We start from the raw sequence: 21,913 nt of genomic DNA, 5'->3' as shown, positions 1-21,913 counted from the left end.
GGTAGCAAAACGCCACTGGCATGCCCACATGGTATGATATGACACGCTATTCTCTGCTCGATCTCGTCCCTGTCGTCGAAGGCGGCACCGTGGGCCAAGCGCTCGCCAATGCGGCCGATCTCGCGCGGCATGCCGAAAGCCTTGGCTTCGAGCGCTACTGGACCGCCGAACATCACGGCATGGCGGGCATTGCCAGCGCCGCCACCTCGGTGGTGATCGGCCATGTCGCCGCCGCGACGTCGACGATCCGCGTCGGCGCGGGCGGGATCATGCTCCCCAACCACGCCCCGCTCGCGATTGCCGAGCAGTTCGGCACGCTCGACGCGCTGTTTCCGGGCCGGATCGATCTCGGGCTGGGGCGTGCACCGGGATCGGATCAGATCGTCGCGCGGGCGATGCGGCGCAATCTCGACAGCGACGCCAACGCCTTTCCGCAGGACGTGCTGGAGTTGCAAAGCTATTTCGCCGACGATGGCCAGACCGGCATTCGCGCGACCCCCGGCGCAGGGGCAAACGTTTCGCTGTGGATCCTCGGCTCGAGCACCTTCGGTGCGCAATTGGCGGCTATGCTTGGTCTGCCCTATGCCTTTGCCTCGCATTTCGCGCCCGATGCGCTGATGGCGGCGATCGAGATGTACCGCCGCACCTTCCGCCCATCGGCGGCACTCGCCCGCCCGCATGTGATGGCGGGGTTCAACGTGTTCGCCGCCGATAATGATGCCGAGGCCGAATTGCTCGCCAGTTCGCAGCAACAGGCGTTTGTCGCTTTGCGCACCGGCAATCCGCGACAATTGCCGCCACCGGTCGCGGGCTATCGCGAGAGCCTTGGCGCGCAGGGTGCTGCGATCCTCGACCATGTCCTGTCATGCTCGGCAGTGGGCGGCCCTGCGAAGGTGGCGCGCGACATCGCCGCGTTCGTCGCGCGTACCGGCGTCGACGAGCTAATGATCGCCAGCTCGATCTACGATCACGCTGCGCGCAAGCACAGCCTTACGCTCACGGCGAACGCTTTGCGCGAGCCCGCCCTTGCGGCGTGACCAGCCGCACGCGTAAGGCGGGCATCGCGCGGTGGACGCCCTGTCCCCTTTGGTGCATTACACTTGCGTAACAAAGCTTGCGACAGCGTCCGGTCGCAGTACAAAAAATTGAGGGTGAGGCGTGCCGTTCCGTGTTTTGGGCCTAGTTTGCGCAGTCTTCGGTCATCGCCGGAACGCCGAATCACGGCGCAGCGAAAATGGCAGCATCTTCGCCACGTGCGCGCGCTGTTCGGCTGATTTGTATCGTGAACCGGTAAAGGGCAAATGGCGTGCGGCAACCGATGTCGATCGTCAGCGACGCGGTTTCGATTTGACCGAGGAGCGGACGCCGGTCGTCCCACCGAAGAAGCGATCGCGGCGCCGCTGAGCAGGGTCGCCAGCGCTCAGTTGGCGGATGGAAGCCGTAACCGAACCAGCAACCCGCCGAGATCCTCGCTTTCCTCGAGGCTGACCGTGCCTTCGTAGATTTCGGCGACATCGCGCACGATCGCGAGGCCGAGACCCGTGCCGGGCTTGCCCGAATCGAGCCGCACGCCGCGATCGAAAATCCGCAGCCGCTCTTCCGCGGGGATGCCGACGCCGTCATCCTCGATCAGGAATTCGACGAAGCCCGAATGATTCGAGACGGTCACGAACACGCTGCCGCCACCGTATTTCGCGGCATTCTCGATCAAATTGCCGAGCATTTCGTCCAAATCCTGCCGTTCGACATGGACTTGCAAATCCTTCGGCCCATCGGTGTCGATGCGGACGTGGCGGTAGAGCACGCCGACCGCGCGTTCGACCGATTCGAGGCTCGGCCAGACATCGGCGCGGCTGTGCGCCGAGCCACGCCTGCCAACCGCGCGCGCGCGCGCAAGGTGGTGGTCGACTTGCCGCCGCATCGTGCGGGCTTCGCGCACAACCGTCTCACTCAGATCGTCGGCCTGCGCCGTCGCGGCATTCATGATCACGGTCAGCGGGGTCTTCAGCGCGTGCGCGAGATTTCCGGCGTGGCGCCGTGCTTCCTCGGCCTGGCGTTCATTATGTGCGATCAGGCCGTTCAATTCCTCGACCATCGGCGCGACTTCGATTGGCATCGGCCGTTCGATCTGGCGCGCCTTGCCCGCGCGCATCCGGGCAATCTCCTCGCGCACCTTGCGTAGCGGCCACAGCCCGTAGAACGTCTGCAACGCCGCCATCACGATCAGGCCGAAGCCGAGCAGAGCGAAGCTACGGACCAGCGTTTTGCGCAAGACCTTGATTTGCGCGTCGAGCCCGCTGCGGCTCTGCGCCACTTGAAAGCGCCACCACACCGGCGACCCCGGCAGTTTCACGTCGCGCTCGACGATCCGCAGCATCCCGTCATGTTCAGTATCGTCGGCGACCGCGCCAGCGGCAGCCTTGCGCGCCGCGTTCTTGTCGACGAACTGATCGCTATCATAGGCATGGATGTCGCGGTCGCGATGCGCCCCGCCATAAGCGAGCTGCCGGTCCCAGAGCGAGCGGGAGGGATATGGCTCCTGGCCGGGTGCGCTGACCTGATAGTAAAGCCCCGAGCCGGGCTCGAGAAAGCGCTGATCGGCGAGCTCGCGATTGTTGATCACCTCGCCCATCGGCCCGACCTCGGCCGAGGTGATCAGTGAATTCAGCACATATTCGATCTGATCGTCGAAATTGCGCGTGACCGCGGTGGTCAGCACGCGATCGAGCGCGAAGCCGCCGCCGGTCAGCAGCAGCAGGATCCAGCCCGCTGCAATCAGGATCATCCGCCGGCTGAGCGAGCCCGTCGTGCGCATCGGAATTGCCGCGCGTGGCTCGATGTCGAGCGCGGGGAGGGGCTGGGCGAGCCGTTCGGAAGGGTCTGCCTCAGCCACGTTACCCTCCGTTTGTCATCCCCGCGAAAGCGGGGACCCATCTCGTGCCGCCGGAGATGGGTCCTCGCTTTCGCGGGGATGACAATAGCGTCGTGATCGGCAGATCAGGCATTCGTGTCCTCAAGGCTATAGCCGAGCCCCCGAATCGTGGTGATGACCTCCTGCCCGAGCTTCTTGCGGATGCGAGTTACGAACACTTCGATCGTGTTCGAATCGCGATCGAAATCCTGATCGTAAATATGCTCGATCAGCTCGGTCCGGCTGACCACCTTGCCCTTGTGGTGGAGCAGATAGCTGAGCAGTTTATATTCCTGCGCGGTCATCTTGACGGGTTCGCCCGCCAACGTGACCTTACCGCTGCGCGTGTCGAGCCGGACATCGCCCGCGGTCAGTTCGGCCGAGGCATTGCCAGCGGCGCGGCGGATCAGTGCGCGAAGCCGGGCGATCAATTCCTCCGACTGAAAGGGTTTCGCGACATAATCGTCGGCCCCGGCATCGAGCCCGGCGACCTTGTCCGACCAGCTGTCGCGCGCCGTCAGCACCAGCACCGGCGCGGTGCGGCCTTCCTTGCGCCAGCGGTCGAGCACGGTCAGCCCGTCAATCTCGGGCAAGCCAAGATCGAGGATGATTGCGTCGTAATTCTCGGTCGAGCCCATGAAATGGCCCTCCTCGCCATCGGTCGCGAGGTCGATCGCATAACCGGCGCCTTCGAGCGTCGCTTTCAATTGTTGGCCAAGATTGGGTTCGTCCTCGACGATCAGAACACGCATGTGATTTTTCCCTTTGGACGGCGCGCCGCAGCGCTCAATTGCCGGAGCGGCCGATGATTTGACCGGAACTCCCATCGACCTCGACCCAGATAACGGTTCCATCGCGCAGGAATTTCAACGTGTAAATCCCGCGATCGGTATCGAAGTCGAACCCAAGATACTGGCTGCCGCGCATCGTCGGCAACACGCGCCCCTCGATCTCACGCAAGGGAAGGATACGGCCCTGCTGCCGCGCGCGAAACGCCTCGCGCTGGTCGCGGTGCTGCAACGGCACGCCCGGCGGCGGTGCAGGCGCGGTCGCGGTGGCAAGTCCGATCATAAAGGAAACGAGCATTGTCATGGCCGTCGCATACGTGACACGCATTGAACAGCTTGTGAATGCACCGCTCAGTAACTTGTAAGGTTGCGGGTTATGCTGCACCGCAGTAACGCGCATGCTATGGCAGCAGCACCAATCCTAGCTTACGAAAATCTCGGAGTCATTCAGGGCTCCGGTTGGCTCTTTCGAGGATTGGACATCCACGTCGGCCCGCGCGACCGGCTCGCGCTGATCGGGCGCAACGGCGCGGGCAAGACCACGCTGATGAAGCTGCTCGGCAACATCATCGATTCGGACGAGGGGCGCCGCACGATCGTGCCGGGGACGCGCGTGATCCTGCTCGAACAGGAACCGGCAATGACCGGCTTTGCGACGCTGGCCGATTATGTCCTGTCGGGCGACGATGCGCCGCAGCGGCATGAGGCGGAAGCAATCGCCGATCAGCTCGGCATCGATCTGACGCGCGAAGCCGCCAAGGCCTCGGGCGGTGAGCGCCGTCGCGCCGCGATCGTCCGCGCGTTCGCGCAAAACCCCGACGTCTTGCTGCTCGACGAGCCGACCAACCATCTCGACATCGGTGCGATTGAATGGATCGAGGAATGGCTGCAGCGCTTTCGCGGCGCGTTCGTCGTGATCAGCCATGACCGCACCTTCCTGACCAAGCTGACCAAACAGACGTTGTGGATGGACCGCGGCAATTTGCGCCGTGCCGAGATCGGCTTTGGCGGGTTCGATGCGTGGACCGAGGCGGTCTATGCCGACGAAGCGCGCAATGCCGAGAAGCTCGACGCCAAGCTGAAGCTGGAAGAACATTGGCTGCTGCGCGGCGTCACCGGGCGGCGCAAGCGCAACCAAGGGCGCCTGACCAAGCTGGTCGAGATGCGCGCGGAACGTTCGGCGATGGTCGGGCCGCAGGGTTCCGCCAACCTCACGATCGGCACCGACGACGCCAAGTCGAAAGTGGTGATCGACGCCAAGCACATCTCCAAGGCGTTCGGCGAGCGGACGATCATCGGCGATTTGACGCTGAAGGTCACGCGGCGCGACCGGATCGGGATCGTCGGCGCGAACGGTGCGGGCAAATCGACCTTGCTCAAGCTGTTGACCGGCGAGCTTGAACCCGACGGCGGCACGATCCGCTTCGCCAAGACGATCGAGCGGATCGTGATCGATCAGCAGCGCAGCAAGATGGAGCCCGACAAGACGATTCGCGACGTGCTCGCCGACGGCGGCGACTGGGTCGAGGTGCAGGGCATCCGCAAGCATGTGATCGGCTATTTGAAGGAATTCCTGTTCGAACCCGGCGTGCTCGATGCCAAGATCGGCACGCTGTCGGGTGGCGAGCGCTCGCGGCTGCTGCTCGCGCGCGAATTCGCCAAGCCGAGCAATTTGCTCGTGCTCGACGAGCCGACCAACGACCTCGATCTCGAAACGCTCGACCTGCTGCAGGACGTGATCGGCGATTATGACGGTACCGTGCTGATCGTCAGCCACGATCGCGACTTTCTTGATCGCACCGTGACGATTACGCTCGGGCTCGACGGCTCGGGGACGGTCGATGTCGTGGCGGGCGGCTATGAGGATTGGGAGCGTCGCCGCAAGGCGAACGCGCCGACCAAGCGCGGATCGATCGCTAAAAACGCTACCTCGGCCGCCGCCGCGGCGGTGCCGGGCGCAAAGGTCAAGCTGACCTATAAGGATCAGCGCGATTACGATTTGCTGCCCAAGCGGATCGAAGCGCTCGACGCCGCGATTGCGCGCGATCAAACGCTCCTCGAAGACCCCGATCTCTACACGCGCGACCCCGATGCGTTCGAGCGGCTGATGGAAGCGATTGGCCAGGCGCAGGAAGACAAGACGCTCGCCGAACTGCGCTGGCTCGAACTGGCGGAGATGGTTGAAGCGCTGGCTTAGGCCAACGCCCGTCCGTGCCGACCCGCCAAATCGGTGATGTAATGCCACGCCACGCGCCCCGAGCGACTGCCGCGCCGCGTCGCCCAGCCGATCGCGTCGGCCGGATCGAACGGCAAGTCATAGGCCTGCGTATAGCCCGCGACGATCGCGAGATAGCCGTCCTGATCGACGACGTGGAAGCCGAGACTAAGGCCGAAGCGATCGGCGAGCGCTAGCCCGTCATCGGCGGCATCGCGCGGGTTTACCGCACTCGGCTGATCGATCATCTCGCGCGGGACGAGGTGGCGGCGGTTCGAGGTGACGACCAGCCGCGCATTGGCGGGCCGCGCCTCCGCCCCGCCATCGAGCATCGAGCGCAACGCCCGCCCGTCGGCAGCCGCGTCGAAACCGAGATCGTCGAGGAACAGCAGGTACGCACGGGGCAGATTGGCGATCTGCGCGAACAGAGCGGGCAGAGTATCGAGGCGCGGTGTCACGATCTCGACCAAGGCGAGCGCGCTGCCGCGCTCGGCCTGCACCGCGCCGGCAACCGCCTTCACCAACGCCGATTTGCCCGACCCGCGCGCGCCCCATAACAAAACGTCATGCGCTGCCGCGCGCTCGGCCAAATGCCGCACGGTGCCGAGCAAAGCCGTTTTTTGCGCATCAATCCCGTGCAGCCGGTCGAGCGGCTGTGGGCGGAAGTCGCGCACGCTTTCGAGCACCGCGCCGCGCCAGACATAGGCCGGGTGGGCGAGCGGATCAGAGGCGACCGCGATGGGCGGCGCAAGGCGTTCGAGGGCTTCGGCGATGCGGAGGAGCGGGTCGGGGGGGGGAAGAGCCATGCCGCCCCCTTATCCTGACTGTCATCCCCGCGAAAGCGGGGACCCATCACGTGCCGCCGGAGCTGGGTCCCCGCTTTCGCGGGGATGACACTAACAGAAGGCGAGCTCGCGAACTTAGCCAAGCACCTTCAACGCGGCGAGTGCCGCCGCACGATCCCCGAAATTCGGGTCGGCCAGCGCCGCGCGGATTTGTGTCGCGGCTTCGGTCTTGCGGTCGAGATCGGCATAGGCCTGCCCGAGATGCCAGCGCAGCGCCGCATGATCGGGCGCGATCGACGCCGCCTTTTCGAGCAATTGCAGCGCCGGTTCGCTTTTGCCTTGTGCGTAGAGCGCCCAGCCATAGGCATCGCTCGCCGCCGGGTTCATCGGCGCCAGCGCATAGGCCGCCTTGCCATAAACGAGGCCCGCATCGCCATCGCCATCGCCGGTATAGGCGTAGGATAGTTCGGCAAGCAGCGCGGCGTCGCGATTGCCAATCCGCTGGCGCAAGGATTCGAGCGTCTCGATCGCGGCATCCCACGCGCCGCCAGCAATCTGCCAATGCGCGGTCAGCCGCTGTGCCGCGACGTTCTGCGGGTTTTGCGACAGGAACAGCGCGAGCACATTCGCCGCCTCCGCGCGCCGCCCGGCACGATCGAGCGCATCGGTCGCGCGCAGCATCGTCGGCTCGTCGAAGCGGATGTCGGCGGCGCGGCGGTAGGCGTCGGCGGCATCGCCATAGCGGTTCATCGCCATCAGCGTGTCGCCAACCGCGATGTGGGCAGGCGGCGCGCCGGGGGTGAGCTTGACCAGCGCCTGTGCTCGCGACAGCGCGGCAGCGGTGTCGCCCGCATCGATGAGACCGCGGATCAGCCCAAGTTGCACAACCGGTTCATCGGGCGCGTTCGCCGCCGCTTCGCTGAGCGCGGGCAAGCCGGTGTCGCTGCCGAACGGGGTCGAGCCGACGATCTCTGGCATGGCCGAGCGATCGAGATATTTCGCGGCCCAATCGCGCTCGCCCGATTGCTCGAACGCGCGCGCGACCAGCGATAAGGTGTAGCTGTCGGCATCGGGTCGAAGTGCAACGGCGCGCAGCACGTCGAGGCTCCCGCGCGGATCGCCCGCGCGGAGCAAGGCCGCCCCAAGCAAGCGCCGCGCAACGATATTGGTCGGTTGTTGCCCAACCAAAGCGCGCCAATTGTCGATCGCTTGTTGGTACGCCCCCGCCTTATAGGCGAGCGTCCCCGCTAGCAGCAGCGCGCCTGGTGTGCCGCCGAGCTGTCCCTTGGTGCGCTCCAGCAGCGAGCGGGCGAGATCGTCATTGCCTGCGCGCGCGGCGAGCACCGCCTGGAGATAGAGCGCCTGCGGGCTGCCTGGGCGGGCCGCGAGCGCCTTGCGCGTTGCGTCGAGCATGTCGGCATAGCGCCCGACGTCGCCGAGTGTGGCGGCATAGTCGATCAGCGCTGGGTGATAATATGCGTCATGCGCCAGCGCATTTTCGAACCAGGGGAGGGCTGCGACGAGGCCATATTGGCTCCGCACCAATTCGCCGCGCAGCGTCAGCGCTTCGACATTGTTGGGGTCGAGATCGATCGCATGCTGCGCCGCGCCGATCGCCCCGGCCATGTCCCCGGCGCGGTATTTGATCCGCGCGAGGTCGGATAAGGCGAAACTGTCGTTGGGTGCGTCGGCGATCAGTGCGTTCAGCGCCTCCTGCGCACGCGCGACATTGCCCTGCGCGGCCAGGGCCTGCGCACCGATGCGGATCGCATAGCCTGTGTAGCGTGGGCTGGCCTTGATCGATTCATCGAACGCGCGCTGCGCATCGCCCTGCAACAGCCAGGCGTGCGCATATAATTGATGCGCGCGCGCGGGATCAAACCCGACGTCGCGCGCGCGGTCGAGTTCACCCTCCGCCGCCACGCCGTCGCCCAGCGCAAGGAAGCTCCGCGCGAGCATGGCGTGGGCGAGGCCCCAGCCGGGATCGGCTTTGATCGCCGCCTGCGCGTGGCTACGCGCGGCACTGTAATTTCCCGCCTTCAGGGTGCTGACGCTTTGCGCGAGTTCGGTGCGCGCGGTGGCGGCATCGGCCTTCGCGGGTGCGGTCGTTGCGAAGGCGAGGAGCGTCGCGCTGGTTGCAGCGGCGAGACCCCCGAGGGCGATGGAGAGGTGGCGGTTACGCATGGAGATCATAGCTCTTCAACAAGTCGTAGAGAGTGGGCCGGCTCACCCCTAACAGCCTAGCAGTGTTGGAAATGTTACCCTCGGCGCGGGCGAGTGCTTGCGCGATTGTCGCGCGATCGGCGTTTTCGCGCGCGGCGCGCAAATTGATCGGCGGCTCGGGCGCGCCCTCGCGCAGATCGAGGTCGGCGGCGGTAACGAGCTTGCCCTCGGCCATGATGACCGCACGCTTCATGCGATTTTCGAGCTCGCGGACATTGCCGGGCCAACCCCAGGCGGCAATCGCGGCGCGCGCATCGGGCGACAGGCCGGTGACGGCGGAGTGCATCGATTTCGCATAGCTTTTGAGGAAATGCTGCGCGAGCAAGACGGCATCACCGCTCCGTTCGGCGAGCGACGGAATGCGTACGACGATCTCGGCCAGGCGGTAATAGAGATCCTCGCGGAAGCTTCCCGCCGCGACCATCGCATCGACATCCTGATGCGTCGCGCAGACGATCCGCGTATCGACTGCAATCGCCTTGCGCCCGCCGATCCGCTCGATCGTGCGTTCCTGCAGAAAGCGCAGCAATTTCACCTGGAGCGGCAACGGGACGTCGCCAATCTCGTCAAGGAACAGCGTGCCGCCCTGCGCTTGCTCGATCTTGCCCTCGGTCATTTTCACCGCGCCGGTGAACGCGCCTTTCTCGTGGCCGAAGAGTTCGCTTTCGAGCAAGGTTTCGGGGATCGCCGCGCAATTGATCGCGACGAACGCGCCCTTCCGGCGTGGGGACGTTTCGTGGAGCCCGCGCGCAAGCACTTCTTTGCCAGTGCCGCTCGCCCCGAGCAGCATCACCGAGACATCGGCGCCCGCGACGCGTTCGATCGTGCGCGTGACCTTGAGCATTTCAGGTGCAGCGGTGATCATCCCGCCAAGCGCGGTGGCGGTCCCGCGCGCGGCAAGGCGGCGGTTTTCGGTCTCGAGCGCGTGGACGTGAAAGGCGCGCGCGACGATCAGGCCGAGCGCATCGATATCGATCGGTTTTGCATAAAAATCCCAGGCGCCATCGGCAATCGCCTGTAGCGCGCTTTCACGCGCGCCATGGCCGGAGGCGACGATCACCTTGGTGTCGGGCTTGATCCGCAGGATTTCGGCGAGCGTGGCAAAGCCTTCGCTCGTGCCGTCGGGGTCGGGCGGCAGGCCGAGATCGAGCGTGACGACGGCGGGTTCCTCCGCGCGCACGGCGTCGAGCGCGGTCGCCCGGTCGACCGCGGTGATGACCTCATAGCCTTCATACGCCCAGCGCAGTTGGCGTTGCAGGCCGAGATCGTCCTCGACGATCAGGAGTTTGGGTTTATCGGTCATAGAGCGATCCGAAGCGGACTCCCCTCCCTTCCAGGACGGGGAGAAAAAGGAGATTGGCGCTCGTCATGCCGCCTGATCCAGCGTGAGCGCGCGTGCCGCCGGGAGCATCACGCGGAAAACCGTGCCCTCGCCGGGGCGGCTGTCGACCGCGACGCTGCCGCCCATCGCTTCGGCCAATTGCTTCGCTTCGAACGCGCCAATGCCGAAGCCGCCGGGCTTTGACGACACGAACGGCTTGAACAGTTGGTCGCGCAGGAAGGCCGGGGTCATGCCGCAGCCCTGGTCGATCACCGATAGCAGCACCCTATCCCCTTCCCTGGTCAGCGAGATCGTGACGGGATCGGTCGGCGGGCTTGCCTCGATCGCATTCTGGACAAGATGGCCGAGCAATTGCTCGAGCCGAGCTGGGTCGGCCTGGGCGAGCAGGCCGGACGTGCCAATGATCACGATCGGATGCTGCACGCGGCGGCGCGCGGCGACCTGTTCGACCAGCGGCAGCACATCGACCGCACGCAGATCCTCGCCGCGCGCCCGGTGGTTCTGCGACAAGCGCGCGAGCAGATCGTTCATCCGCCCCGCCGAATCGTGCAATGTCGCGACCATGTCGGCGCGGAAGGCCGGGTTGTCGGCATGGCGTTCGGCATTACGCGCAACCAGCGTCAACTGGCTGACGAGGTTCTTGATGTCGTGCAGAATGAAGGCGAAACGGCGGTTGAATTCGTCGAAGCGTTCGGCCTCGGCCAGCGCTTCCTGCGCGCGCGCCTCGGCCAGATAGCTCGCGACCTGGCGGCCGGCGATCCGCAACAGATCGAAATCCTCCCAGTCGAGCGCGCGGTCGACCGGTGGGCGCGCGAGCAGGATGGCGCCCTGCAAGCGGCCAAGGTGGACCAACGGCACCAGTACCCAGCCGTCGCCATCGAGCATCCACACCGGAACGCTTGCCGCCTCGATCGGCTCGGCGGTATCGGCGCGGATGCTATCGAGCTCGACGATCCGACCGCTGTCGGAGAGGTGCGCGACGAGGCGCGCATCGGCGCCTGCGCTCGGCGCTTCCCAATTCCATCCGGCACCAGTGCCAAGCCCAGGGCCATCGGGCACCAGCAACAGCCCAGCCGGCGAATCGGTCAGGTCGGCGACCGCCTTGACGATCCGCTGGTCGAGCGGGGCGGCCCCGTCGGGCTTGCCGAGCGTATCGGTGAAGCGAATCCATTCGACGCGGTAATCATAGCGATGGCGGAAGAGATGTTTGGCGACCTTGACCTTAGTCCACGCCTTGACCCAGGGCGAAGACAGAATCGTCAGGCCCGCTGCGGTCGATCCGAACACGAACGCTGTTTGCCACAGCCGGGCATTGTCGCCGCTCACGCTCGCGATCATGCTGGTCGCGGCAAGCATCGCCGCCGCATAAAGCAGCGTCGCGGCGAAGGAGAGCGTCTGCCACGCGACGGTGCGCGACAAATGCAGCGTCCAGTCGCCGTTGCGCTGCACCGCGATGGCGAGGACCGGCGCGGCCAGCGCCATCACGCAGCCGCGTCCCGCGATCAACGCGCTCGGCGCGGCATCGCCTGCGTAGAGCGCGGCGTAGAGCAGAAAATCGACGCCCCACATCGCCGAGAGCGCCACCACCACCAGCCGAATCCCGCCGCGTGCACGCGGGGCGACCGCCGCATAGAGGTGGTGGACCAATAGCAACGCCCCGACCGCGACCATCATCCGGAGCACGATTCCGACGGCGGCAAGCGGCGGAACGGCAGCCGCGCCAACGGCTTCCTCGACCACGGCGAGGCCTGCCCCGGTCAGCACGACCAGCGTCACGACGCCGTAGATGATCGTGACCGCGCGGTGCTCCTGGCTGCGCCGGTCGCGGCGGATCAGCGCGTACATGAAGCCCAGCCAGGCGAGGTTGCGCGCCGCTTCGGCAATGCAGGTGACGACATCGCTCGCCCCGATGCCGGCCACCGCCAGCGCCCATAACGCCGTCGTGCCGAGCGCGATGACGAAGGTCAGGCGCGGCAATGCCGCCGCGGCCGTCACCGCATCGGCGCGCAGCCGCGTCAGCGCGACGCCGGCGAACAGCAAGGCCGCGAGTGCATGGCTCCACAGGATGAGGGTGGCCGGGCCCGTCATCGCGTTACCGTGCGCCCTCGGGCCACAGCACGACGCGGATCGTCTGGAGCAGGATCAACAGGTCGAGGAAGGGTGAATAGTTTTTCGCGTAATACAGGTCGTATTCGAGCTTCTGGCGGCTGTCCTCGATCGACGCGCCATAGGGATAGTTGATTTGCGCCCAGCCGGTGATGCCCGGCTTCACCATATGACGCTCGGCATAATAATTGAGCTGCTGCTCGAGATCCTCGACGAATTGCGGGCGTTCGGGGCGTGGGCCGACAAAGCTCATTTCGCCCTTCAGCACCGACCAGGTCTGCGGCAATTCGTCGATCCGCAGCTTGCGGATGATCCGGCCGATTCGCGTGATGCGCGGGTCGTCCTTCTCGGCCCATACCGCTTGCCCTGCGACCTCGGCGTCCTGCCGCATCGAGCGTAGCTTCACGCAGTCGAAGCCAACGCCGTACAGCCCGACGCGCCGCTGACGATAAAAGGCCGGGCCCTTGCTTTCGACCTTGACCGCGATGGCGGTGACGATGATCAGCGGCAGCGTGAGCGTCAGCAGCAGCGTACTGGCGGTAATATCGAACAGACGTTTGAAGATGCTCGACAGCATCCGCCCGGACGAAAATCCGTCGGAAAAGATCAGCCAGCTCGGATTGACGCTTTGCAAGTCGACGCGCCCGGTTTCGCGTTCGAGGAAGGTCGAGATTTCGTTGACATGGACGCCGGTCGTCTTGATCCGCAGCAAATCCTTGAGCGGCAGCGCATTGCGGCGTTCTTCGAGCGCGAGCACCACTTCGCTGGCGTTGAGCAGCACGACATGGTCGGCGAGATTGTAGATCGCATCGCGTGCGATCGCCTCGGGAATGACGCGCGCGGGCTCGCTCATCGAGATATAGCCGACGACGACGAACCCCGCGCCTGGGGTCTGGGCGAGTGCCTTCAGCCGCGCCGCGCGCGCGCCCGCACCCAGCACCACCACGCGCCGCTTGAACGCCTGACCGCCGATCAGCTTGCCCACCAGAATGCGCAGCGCGATCAACAAAGCGGCGGCGATGCCCATCGAATAGAGCAGGTTCGAGCGCCAGAAGGTGGCGGCCGGCAGCAGGAAATAAATCACGCTCAGGAAGATTACGCCCAGCGAAACCGCCACCAGCAAGCGCGCCGTCGCATAGCGGAGCGATTGCAACGCTCCGGCACTATAAACACCAACCGCGATCATCGCCATCTCGAGGCTGCCAGCGAACGTCAGGAGTTGCGGGATGCGCGTCGCGATCGGCGTGATCGGCATCCCGACCTGGCCCATCCGCAGCGTATAGCCGACCTCGCCCGCCACGATCAGCAGGACGAGATCGAACAGACCGAGCAGCAGCACGGCATTGGGGATATAGTGTTTGAACACCCTGATCATCGCGCGCGCCTTGTCTGCGGGGCACTGACTGCCACGGCCCATGTCAAGAAAACCGACACCGACCGCGCCGATGTCGCAGAAATTGACAAAGAAAGGCTGAACGCAAATGGCGATCCGGGGATCGCACTTGATCCTCGTCAGTTACGCTGGCACCGGCACCGCGTTACAGCGTTTGCCACCCGGAGGACTTCCCGCATGCAGCATTCGACGCCGATCGTTCCTGTCATTTTGTCGGGCGGCTCGGGTACGCGGCTATGGCCGCTGTCGACTCCGGCCATGCCCAAGCAAATGCTGGCGCTGACGGCGCAAGAGACGATGCTGCAACTGACCGCGCAGCGCGCGCGCGGTGACGGCTTCGCCGCGCCAATTGTGGTCGCCAACGCTCAACATGCCGATCTGGTCGAGGCGCAGTTGGTGGCGGTGGATGCGGCGGCGCAGGCGCTGATCCTTGAACCGGTCGGCCGCAATACTGCGCCGGCGATCGCGCTGGCGGCGATTGCGGCGGGGGGCGGCGCGGCGCCGTTGCTGGTGATGCCATCCGATCACGTCATTGCCGATGTCGCTGCCTTCCACGCCGCAGTCGATGCCGCGCTGCCGCTGGTTGTGGATGGCTGGCTGGTGACGTTCGGGATCGATCCGCACGCGCCCGAAACCGGCTATGGCTGGATCAAGGTCGGGGACGAGATTTCGGGTGGGGTGCATCGCGTCGCGAGCTTCGTCGAAAAGCCGCCGCGCGATGCGGCCGAAGCCATGCTCGCGGCGGGCGATCATGCGTGGAATGGCGGGATCTTCCTGTTCCGCGCCGATGCCTATCTCAGTGCGCTGGCGATTCATGATCCGGCGATGCTGGCGGCGTGCCGGCACGCGATGGACGCCGCGCGGCACGAGGGCGCGCGCATTTATCCCGATGCCGACGCGTTCGCGGCTGCCCCGTCCGACTCGATCGATTATGCGGTAATGGAAAAGGCCGACCGCGTCGCCGTCGTACCGGTCAGCATGGGATGGAGCGACCTTGGTAGCTGGGACGCGCTGCACGAGATCAGCGATCTGGATAAAGACGGCAATGCGCACGCGACCGGTGAGGGCGGCGAGGTCATCGCGATCGACACCGCAAACTGCCTGGTGCGTAGCGACGGACTGCGGATCGCGATGGTCGGAGTCGAGGATTTGATCGTCGTCGCCAGCGGCACCGATGTGCTGATCCTGCCGCGCGGGCGCAGCCAGGAAGTGAAAGCGCTGATCAAGAAGATGAAAGCGAGCGCACCCAAGATTTAGCGCAGCTAAATCGAGCGGCGCGAAGCGGCGAGCTCCGGACGGCGGTGCCTAGGCACCGACCGACGACGCGGCTTTGCCGCGGCGGGTAGTTCGGATAAGATCAGGGCCATGCCCGCCCTGACAACCCACCGCTTCCGTGACGACCTCGCCCAGGCCTTCCACGATATCAACGCGCAGTGGATCGGCGCGATGTACCGGATCGAGCAGACCGACCGCGACGTGCTGGAGAACCCGCGCGCGCGGATCATCGCTTCGGGCGGGGATATTCTGTTCGTGGAGGCGGACGGGCTCGGTATCGTCGGCGCGTGCGCGCTACAAAAGACCGGTGAACGCCAGTTCGAACTGACCAAGATGGGTGTGCTGGAGGCGGCGCGCGGGCGCAAGGCCGGTGAATTTTTGCTCCAGGCGATCATCGCACGCGCGCGCGAAATGGGGGCGGAGCGGCTCTATTTGCTGAGCAATGCCAAGAGTGCGGCAGCGATCCACCTCTACGAAAAGCTCGGCTTCGTCCACGATGCCAAGATTATGGAAGAGTTCGGTTCTCGATATGAGCGATGCAACATCGCGATGCGGTATCCGATCGGATGAGGCCACCGCGCGTGCCGGATCGTCGCGCTGCCGGAACAATCGGTGTCGACGGGCGTCATGGCATTGCAAACCTATGAGGGAAACAATGATGCGGCGGACATTCATCACGGCGACTATGGTGGCAATGGCGCTGGCACCGCTCGCCGCCCATGCCGACGGGACGCAGGATAACAGCGTCGGCAAGGCGCTCACTCAGCCGCTGCGCGACACGCGGATCAAGGACGAGAAGATCCCCGAAATCCTGCAACTGGCGGCGTCGGCACCCTATTCGTCGGTCAATACCCGCAACTGCCGGGCGATTGCGGGTGAGGTGCGACAGCTCGACGAAGCGCTTGGCCGTGATGTCGATGCGCCGGGCGTGACCAAGAATCAACGCGCCGAAATGGCCGCGCTGGCGGCGCGCACCGCCGTCAATACGCTGATCCCGGGACTCGGCATTGTGCGGGTGCTGACCGGGGCCGACAAGCAGCAGCGCCGCGTAGAGGCGGCCGTCTATGGCGGTTCGGTCCGGCGGGCGTATCTGAAGGGTATCGGGCTGACGCGGCGTTGCGCCGTGCCGGCGGCACCAACGGCCGAGGCCGTATCCGACGTGCCGGAATTGCCCGGCGGCTGACCCGGCGGCTGACCCGTCGGTCAGTCCTGTGCGAAAAGATCGTCCAGCGATAGGTCGAGGCCGATCGAGGTGAGATGGATCGCGCCGGTTTCGACCCATTGGTCGGACCAGCCGTGCGGGCCGGTGCGCTGTATGTGTCGGACCCGGCGCGTGTCGGGATCAATCAGGACGATATCCTGAACATCGGCCAGCGCCTGATACTCCGGCACTTTGGTCCGCTCGTCGAGCAGCATGGTCGAGGGGGACAACACTTCGAACACGGCGCGCGGCTGGCCGATCAGCTTGTTGCGGTCTCCGTCATCGGCATGCGGGCGGCAGAAAATGCTGACATCGGGGTAGCGGATCGAGCGCGGGCCGGTCTGCACCGCAAGGTCCGAGCCGAAGGGGCGACAGCCTGTCCCGCGTAATTTGGGGCCAAGGGTCATGATGATGTTGGCGGCGACTCCGGCATGTTCGATGCTGCCGCCCGCCATCATAAAGATGACGCCATCATCGAGTTCGGCTTTTCGCCCACCGAAATCCATGTCGAGAAAGGCGTCGATATCGACCTTTCCGTTAGCGGAGTCGTTAGCGAAGGGTGTGGCCATCGGCGATGTTTAGCATCGCGCGACGGGCAAGACAAAGGGCCGGGGAGTGATCCCCGGCCCTTTGCTTGTGTCCAGCTTTGGGGCTGGGAGATGCGGGCTTCCGGCACCGGCAAAGCCGGTGCTCGTCGGACGGGTTCGACGGCATTGCCGCCGACCCGCCGTCCGGAGCCACGCGAGTCCTGGAATAGCATGCGCCATTCCAGGCCGCGTTGGCTCAGAAATCCATACCGCCCATGCCGCCCATGCCGCCGCCCATAGGCATTGCGGGCTTGTCTTCGGCCAGTTCGGACACGGCCGCTTCGGTCGTGATGAGCAGGCCCGAGACCGACGCCGCGTTCTGCAGCGCGGTGCGGACGACCTTGGTCGGGTCGATCACGCCGGCTTCGACGAGGTTCTCGTACGTGTCGGTCGCAGCATTGAAGCCCATCGTGGGGTCGTTGCCGTCGAGCAGCTTGCCCGAGACGACGGCACCATCATGGCCCGCATTCTGTGCGATCTGGCGAACCAGCGAGGTCAGCGCCTTGCGGACGATGTCGATGCCGCGGGTCTGGTCTTCGTTCGCGCCGGTCATGCCTTCGAGGCACTTGGTCGCGTACAGCAATGCCGTGCCGCCGCCCGGGACGATGCCTTCTTCAACGGCTGCGCGGGTTGCGTGCAGCGCGTCGTCGACGCGGTCCTTGCGCTCCTTGACTTCGACTTCCGACGAACCGCCGACCTTGATGACAGCAACGCCGCCAGCAAGCTTGGCGAGACGCTCCTGGAGCTTCTCCTTGTCGTAGTCGCTCGTCGTGATCTCGATCTGCTGACGGATCGCATCGGTGCGGCCCTTGATCGCGTCATGGTCACCGGCACCGTCGACGATGACGGTGTTGTCCTTGTCGATCGTGACGCGCTTGGCGGTGCCGAGCATGCCGATCGTGACCGACTCGAGCTTAATGCCGAGGTCTTCCGAGATCATCTCGCCCTTGGTCAGGATCGCGATGTCTTCGAGCATCGCCTTGCGACGATCGCCGAAGCCCGGTGCCTTGACCGCTGCGACCTTGAGGCCGCCGCGCAGCTTGTTGACAACGAGCGTGGCCAGAGCCTCACCCTCGATATCCTCGGCGATGATCAGCAGCGGACGGCCCGACTGAACGACGGCTTCCAGGATCGGGAGCATCGCCTGCAGGTTCGACAGCTTCTTCTCATGGATCAGGATATAGGGGTCCTGAAGCTCGACCGACATCTTCTCGGGGTTGGTGATGAAGTATGGCGAGAGATAGCCACGGTCGAACTGCATGCCTTCGACGACGTCGAGTTCGAACTCGAGCCCCTTGGCTTCCTCGACGGTGATCACGCCTTCCTTGCCGACCTTTTCCATCGCCTCAGCGATCTTCTCGCCGACGACGGTGTCGCCATTGGCGGAGATGATGCCGACCTGGGCGATTTCCTTGGTGCCCGAGACGGGCTTGGAGCGCGCCTGGAGATCCTTGACGACTTCAACGACCGCAAGGTCGATGCCGCGCTTCAGGTCCATCGGGTTCATGCCGGCCGCAACCGACTTCATGCCTTCACGGACGATCGCCTGCGCCAGAACGGTCGCAGTGGTCGTGCCGTCGCCGGCGACGTCGTTGGTCTTGGAGGCGACTTCGCGCAGCATCTGCGCGCCCATGTTCTCGAACTTGTCCTTGAGCTCGATTTCCTTGGCGACGGTAACGCCGTCCTTGGTGATGCGCGGTGCGCCGAAGCTCTTGTCGATCACGACGTTGCGGCCCTTTGGCCCCAGCGTGACCTTTACCGCGTCGGCGAGGATGTCCACGCCGCGAAGAATACGTTCGCGGGCGTCACGCCCGAATTTTACGTCCTTGGATGCCATGGTGAGGCTACCCTTTCAAAATGGAAGTTTAGGCTAAGTTTAGGCATAAAACGTCGAAATTCCAACGTTTCCAACACAAAGTCAGGATTAGCCAACGATGCCGAGAATGTCCGATTCCTTCATAATCAACAGGTCTTCACCGTCGACCTTGACCTCGGTGCCCGACCATTTGCCGAACAGAATCTTGTCGCCGGCCTTGACTTCGAGCGGGTGAATTTCCCCGGCTTCGTTGCGGGCACCGGTGCCGACGGCGACGACTTCGCCTTCCTGCGGCTTTTCCTTAGCGGTTTCGGGGATGATGATCCCGCCCGCGGTCTTCTCTTCTGCCTCTACGCGGCGGACGAGGACGCGGTCGTGCAACGGACGAAAGTTCATGCGCGAAGTCCTTCTATAATGAACGATTGTTAGCACTCGCCGGTGGTGAGTGCCAGCACGGCGCATATGATGTCGCCTCTGTCCCGCGTCAACCGGTGGCGGGGCCAATTGCGGGACAAAAATAATGCGTGTTAGCGACGCAACACGCATTTACTCGTGCCCGCGCTTGCCCTAGCCCTAAGGCCTATTTGCGCCAAGCAGGGAGCGGCGAAGTGAAACTGGTACGGGGCGCATGGAAGATTCTGGTCGGCATCAAGGACGGGCTCGTCCTGATCGCGATGCTGTTGTTTTTCGGTCTGCTGTTTGCCGGGCTTTCGGCCAAACCGAGCACGGTCGCGGTGCGCGACGGCGCGCTGGTGCTCAAGCTCAACGGCGCGATCGTCGAGCAGCCCGCCGAGTCCGACCCATTCGCCGGCCTTAGCGGCGGCGGCAGAGCAAATGAGTTCCGCCTGCGCGATGTCGTGCGCAGCCTCGACAAGGCGGCCAAGGACGACCGCGTCAAAGTGGTGGTGCTCGATTTGGATTCGTTCGGCGGCGGCTATCCGGCGGCAGTCGACGAAGTTGCCAATGCGATCCGCCGTGTCCGCGATACCAAGAAGCCGGTGCTGGCCTTCGCCACTGCCTATACCGATTCCGCCTATCGCCTTGCCGCCAATGCCAGTGAAATCTGGATGAGCCCGATGGGCGGCACGCTGTTCATGGGTCCGGGTGGATCGCAGCTTTATTATAAGGGGCTGATCGACAAGCTCGGCGTCAACGCGCACGTCTACCGCGTCGGCAAGTACAAGTCGTTCGTCGAACCCTATACCCGCACCGAAGCCTCGCCCGAGGCGAAGGAAGAAGTGGTCAAGCTGTACCAGGTGCTGTTCGCGCAGTGGCAGGAAGCGATCACCAAGGCGCGGCCCAAGGCGAAGTTCCAGCCGTTCCTCGCGACGCCGGGCGCGGTCATCACCGCTGCTCAGGGTGACATCGCCAAGGCCAATCTCGATGCCGGGATCGTCGACAAGCTCGGCAGCCGGCTCGATTTCGGCAAGCGCGTGGCCGAGATTGCCGGGGCCGACACCGACAAGGCGGCGGGCACGTACAAGACGATCAAATACGATGCCTATGTCGCCGACAACCCCTTGCCGACCAACGGCAGCAAGATCGGCGTGCTGACGATCGCAGGCGACATCGTCGACGGCAAATCGAACGGCGGCAGCGTCGGGTCCGATACGGTCGTCAAGCTCGTGCTGGATGCGTTGGCTAAGAAGGATCTGAAGGCGCTGGTCGTACGCGTCGATTCACCGGGCGGTTCGGCGCTCGCGTCGGAGGACATGCGCCGCGCGATTCAGGAAGCGAAGGCGCAGAAATTGCCGATCGTGATTTCGATGGGCAGCGTCGCCGCATCAGGTGGTTATTGGGTTGCGACCGCGGGCGACATGATCTTTGCCGAGCCGACGACGATCACCGGGTCGATCGGCATTTTCGGAATCATCCCGACCTTCGAGAATACGCTCAAGAAGATCGGGCTCACCACCGACGGCGTGCGCACCACGCCGCTGTCGGGCCAGCCTGACATTTACGGCGGCACCAATCCTGAGACCGATGCGATTTTCCAGGCGGGGATCGAGAATGGCTATCGCCAGTTCATCACGCGCGTGGCGAATGCGCGCAAGCTGAGCATGACGCGCGTCAATGAAATTGGTCAGGGTCGCGTCTGGGATGGCGGCACCGCGCGGCAAATCGGGCTGGTCGATCGCTTCGGTGGGCTGAATGATGCGATCGCCGAGGCGGCGAAGCGCGCGGGTCTGAAGCCCGACGACGTGCATGCCGAATATCTTGAGAAGAAGCCGAGCGCTTGGGCGAAATTCTTCGCGCAGATCCTCGAATCGAACAAGGATGACGATACGTCGGCCGGCGATGCCTTCACGCGGATGGCGGCCGAGCGTCGCGCGGTGTTCGCACGCGCGCTGGGCGATATGAAGCGGATCGGCACCGGCGCGGCGATCCAGGCACGCTGCCTTGAGTGCGACGGTCTCGGCGGTAACACGCCGCGTGCGGGCGATGCGCGGCTGGTCGATTTGGTCTTGGCGCGGATTGGCCTGTGAACGTCGATCCGGCACCGACCAAGATCGCGATCCGGCCGGCGACGCCCGACGATGCCGCCGCGATCGCCGCGATCTATCGGCCCTATGTCGAACGCGGCACCGTCTCGTTCGAACTCAAGGCGCCGACCGAGCATGTGATGCGGCAGCGGATGGCCTCGTCCGAGGGCAAATATCCGTGGCTGGTGGCCATGGCGGCGGCGGACGGGGAAGTGCTCGGCTATGCCTATGCCTCGGCGTTCCGCGATCGTCCGGCGTATCGCTACACGATCGAGACGACGGTCTATCTGCTCGAAGGTACCGCTGGCCGCGGCAACGGGCGGCAGTTGTATGACGCGCTGATCGACACGGTGCGCGCGCAGGGCTTCACCCATGCGATCGGCGTGATCGCGCTGCCCAACGATCATTCGATCCGGCTGCACGAATCGGTCGGCTTCAAGCGCACCGGCGTGCTGCGCGAAGTCGGCTATAAAGACGGGCGCTGGATCGACGTCGGCTTCTGGCAATGCGAACTCAACGACGCGACGATGCCGCCGATGGAGCCCAAACCGTTCAGCGAGACGGGGATGGTGTGGGATTGGTGACGCCGCGCTGACTTCCCGCGAAGCGGTTCCATCTCCCTTCTTCTCTGCGTCCTCTGCGCCTCTGCGCGAACAAAAAAAGGTTGGTTCGCGCAGAGGCGCGGAGGACGCGGAGGGGCGTTCGCGGCGGGCGCATCTCTTCTTCTTGGTGGCTTTGCGTCTTTGTGTGAGAAAATCGGGCTCACACAAAGGCGCAAAGCCACCAAG

The 21,913-nt window shown here is 64.8% G+C and carries 18 protein-coding genes; 7 read left to right on the top strand and 11 right to left on the bottom strand.

Annotation, left to right across the window (positions count from 1 at the left end; genetic code table 11):
* Nucleotides 1–38 precede the first annotated feature (38 nt).
* The gene (locus IEV62_RS01095; RefSeq protein ID WP_188444920.1) at nt 39–1,037 is read left to right on the top strand and encodes an LLM class flavin-dependent oxidoreductase; all 999 of its coding nucleotides are present in this window, start codon (nt 39–41) and stop codon (nt 1,035–1,037) included.
* Nucleotides 1,038–1,420: 383 nt separating this feature from the next.
* On the opposite strand, the gene IEV62_RS01090 is transcribed toward IEV62_RS01095, so the two are convergent.
* The 3 genes from IEV62_RS01090 to IEV62_RS01080 form a co-directional block, all read right to left on the bottom strand.
* Nucleotides 1,421–2,815 (bottom strand): sensor histidine kinase, encoded by a 1,395-nt coding sequence (locus tag IEV62_RS01090; RefSeq protein ID WP_229732750.1) that lies wholly within the window; start codon nt 2,813–2,815, stop codon nt 1,421–1,423.
* Nucleotides 2,816–2,997: 182 nt separating this feature from the next.
* On the bottom strand, nt 2,998–3,663 hold the full coding sequence (locus IEV62_RS01085) for a response regulator transcription factor (protein WP_188444918.1): 666 nt from the start codon (nt 3,661–3,663) through the stop codon (nt 2,998–3,000).
* Nucleotides 3,664–3,697: 34 nt separating this feature from the next.
* On the bottom strand, nt 3,698–3,997 hold the full coding sequence (locus IEV62_RS01080; RefSeq protein WP_373868531.1) for a hypothetical protein: 300 nt from the start codon (nt 3,995–3,997) through the stop codon (nt 3,698–3,700).
* Between the two features lie 105 nt (nt 3,998–4,102).
* Between IEV62_RS01080 and IEV62_RS01075 the strand changes: the two genes are divergently transcribed.
* Nucleotides 4,103–5,896, top strand: a complete 1,794-nt coding sequence (locus tag IEV62_RS01075) for an ABC-F family ATP-binding cassette domain-containing protein (protein ID WP_188444916.1) — start codon at nt 4,103–4,105, stop codon at nt 5,894–5,896.
* On the opposite strand, the gene IEV62_RS01070 is transcribed toward IEV62_RS01075, so the two are convergent.
* The 5 genes from IEV62_RS01070 to IEV62_RS01050 all read right to left on the bottom strand — a co-directional run bounded on the left by IEV62_RS01070 (nt 5,893) and on the right by IEV62_RS01050 (nt 13,745).
* Nucleotides 5,893–6,720, bottom strand: a complete 828-nt coding sequence (locus tag IEV62_RS01070; RefSeq protein ID WP_188444915.1) for an ATP-binding protein — start codon at nt 6,718–6,720, stop codon at nt 5,893–5,895. The genes IEV62_RS01075 and IEV62_RS01070 overlap by 4 nt on opposite strands.
* A gap of 114 nt (nt 6,721–6,834) precedes the next feature.
* Nucleotides 6,835–8,883: a tetratricopeptide repeat protein gene (locus IEV62_RS01065; RefSeq protein ID WP_188444914.1), complete on the bottom strand. Its 2,049-nt coding sequence runs from the start codon at nt 8,881–8,883 to the stop codon at nt 6,835–6,837.
* Nucleotides 8,876–10,225, bottom strand: coding sequence for a PEP-CTERM-box response regulator transcription factor (prsR, locus tag IEV62_RS01060; RefSeq protein WP_188444913.1), 1,350 nt, complete (start codon nt 10,223–10,225; stop codon nt 8,876–8,878). The genes IEV62_RS01065 and prsR overlap by 8 nt, the downstream gene beginning before the upstream one ends.
* A 63-nt stretch (nt 10,226–10,288) precedes the next feature.
* Nucleotides 10,289–12,352: an XrtA/PEP-CTERM system histidine kinase PrsK gene (gene prsK, locus IEV62_RS01055; protein ID WP_188444912.1), complete on the bottom strand. Its 2,064-nt coding sequence runs from the start codon at nt 12,350–12,352 to the stop codon at nt 10,289–10,291.
* A 4-nt stretch (nt 12,353–12,356) separates the two neighbouring features.
* Nucleotides 12,357–13,745, bottom strand: a complete 1,389-nt coding sequence (locus IEV62_RS01050) for a TIGR03013 family XrtA/PEP-CTERM system glycosyltransferase (RefSeq protein ID WP_188444911.1) — start codon at nt 13,743–13,745, stop codon at nt 12,357–12,359.
* 195 nt (nt 13,746–13,940) lie between these two features.
* Between IEV62_RS01050 and IEV62_RS01045 the strand changes: the two genes are divergently transcribed.
* The 3 genes from IEV62_RS01045 to IEV62_RS01035 all read left to right on the top strand — a co-directional run bounded on the left by IEV62_RS01045 (nt 13,941) and on the right by IEV62_RS01035 (nt 16,221).
* Nucleotides 13,941–15,020, top strand: a complete 1,080-nt coding sequence (locus IEV62_RS01045) for a mannose-1-phosphate guanylyltransferase/mannose-6-phosphate isomerase (protein ID WP_188444910.1) — start codon at nt 13,941–13,943, stop codon at nt 15,018–15,020.
* Nucleotides 15,021–15,128: 108 nt separating this feature from the next.
* Nucleotides 15,129–15,608, top strand: coding sequence for a GNAT family N-acetyltransferase (locus tag IEV62_RS01040; protein WP_188444909.1), 480 nt, complete (start codon nt 15,129–15,131; stop codon nt 15,606–15,608).
* Nucleotides 15,609–15,693: 85 nt separating this feature from the next.
* Nucleotides 15,694–16,221, top strand: a complete 528-nt coding sequence (locus tag IEV62_RS01035) for a hypothetical protein (protein ID WP_229732742.1) — start codon at nt 15,694–15,696, stop codon at nt 16,219–16,221.
* A 20-nt stretch (nt 16,222–16,241) separates the two neighbouring features.
* On the opposite strand, the gene IEV62_RS01030 is transcribed toward IEV62_RS01035, so the two are convergent.
* The 3 genes from IEV62_RS01030 to groES all read right to left on the bottom strand — a co-directional run bounded on the left by IEV62_RS01030 (nt 16,242) and on the right by groES (nt 19,038).
* Nucleotides 16,242–16,808 carry a Uma2 family endonuclease gene (locus tag IEV62_RS01030; protein WP_188444908.1) on the bottom strand — a complete coding sequence of 189 codons (567 nt, stop codon included), beginning with the start codon at nt 16,806–16,808 and terminating at the stop codon, nt 16,242–16,244.
* Nucleotides 16,809–17,022: 214 nt separating this feature from the next.
* Nucleotides 17,023–18,663, bottom strand: a complete 1,641-nt coding sequence (gene groL, locus IEV62_RS01025) for a chaperonin GroEL (protein WP_188444907.1) — start codon at nt 18,661–18,663, stop codon at nt 17,023–17,025.
* Between the two features lie 87 nt (nt 18,664–18,750).
* Nucleotides 18,751–19,038: a co-chaperone GroES gene (gene groES, locus IEV62_RS01020; RefSeq protein WP_188444906.1), complete on the bottom strand. Its 288-nt coding sequence runs from the start codon at nt 19,036–19,038 to the stop codon at nt 18,751–18,753.
* A 212-nt stretch (nt 19,039–19,250) separates the two neighbouring features.
* Here groES and sppA point away from each other — a divergent pair, with 212 nt between their 5' ends.
* Together sppA and IEV62_RS01010 are read left to right on the top strand one after the other, a co-directional pair.
* Complete coding sequence (gene sppA, locus IEV62_RS01015) at nt 19,251–21,128, top strand: signal peptide peptidase SppA (protein WP_188444905.1); 1,878 nt, start codon at nt 19,251–19,253, stop codon at nt 21,126–21,128.
* Nucleotides 21,125–21,709 carry a GNAT family N-acetyltransferase gene (locus tag IEV62_RS01010; protein WP_188444904.1) on the top strand — a complete coding sequence of 195 codons (585 nt, stop codon included), beginning with the start codon at nt 21,125–21,127 and terminating at the stop codon, nt 21,707–21,709. Before sppA ends, IEV62_RS01010 begins: the two co-directional genes overlap by 4 nt.
* Nucleotides 21,710–21,913 lie beyond the last annotated feature (204 nt).

The organism is Sphingomonas psychrolutea, assembly GCF_014636175.1.
Classification (GTDB): Bacteria; Pseudomonadota; Alphaproteobacteria; order Sphingomonadales; family Sphingomonadaceae; genus Sphingomonas; species Sphingomonas psychrolutea.
Note: the sequence above shows the minus strand (reverse complement) of the source record. Positions and strands in the feature narration are given on the sequence as shown.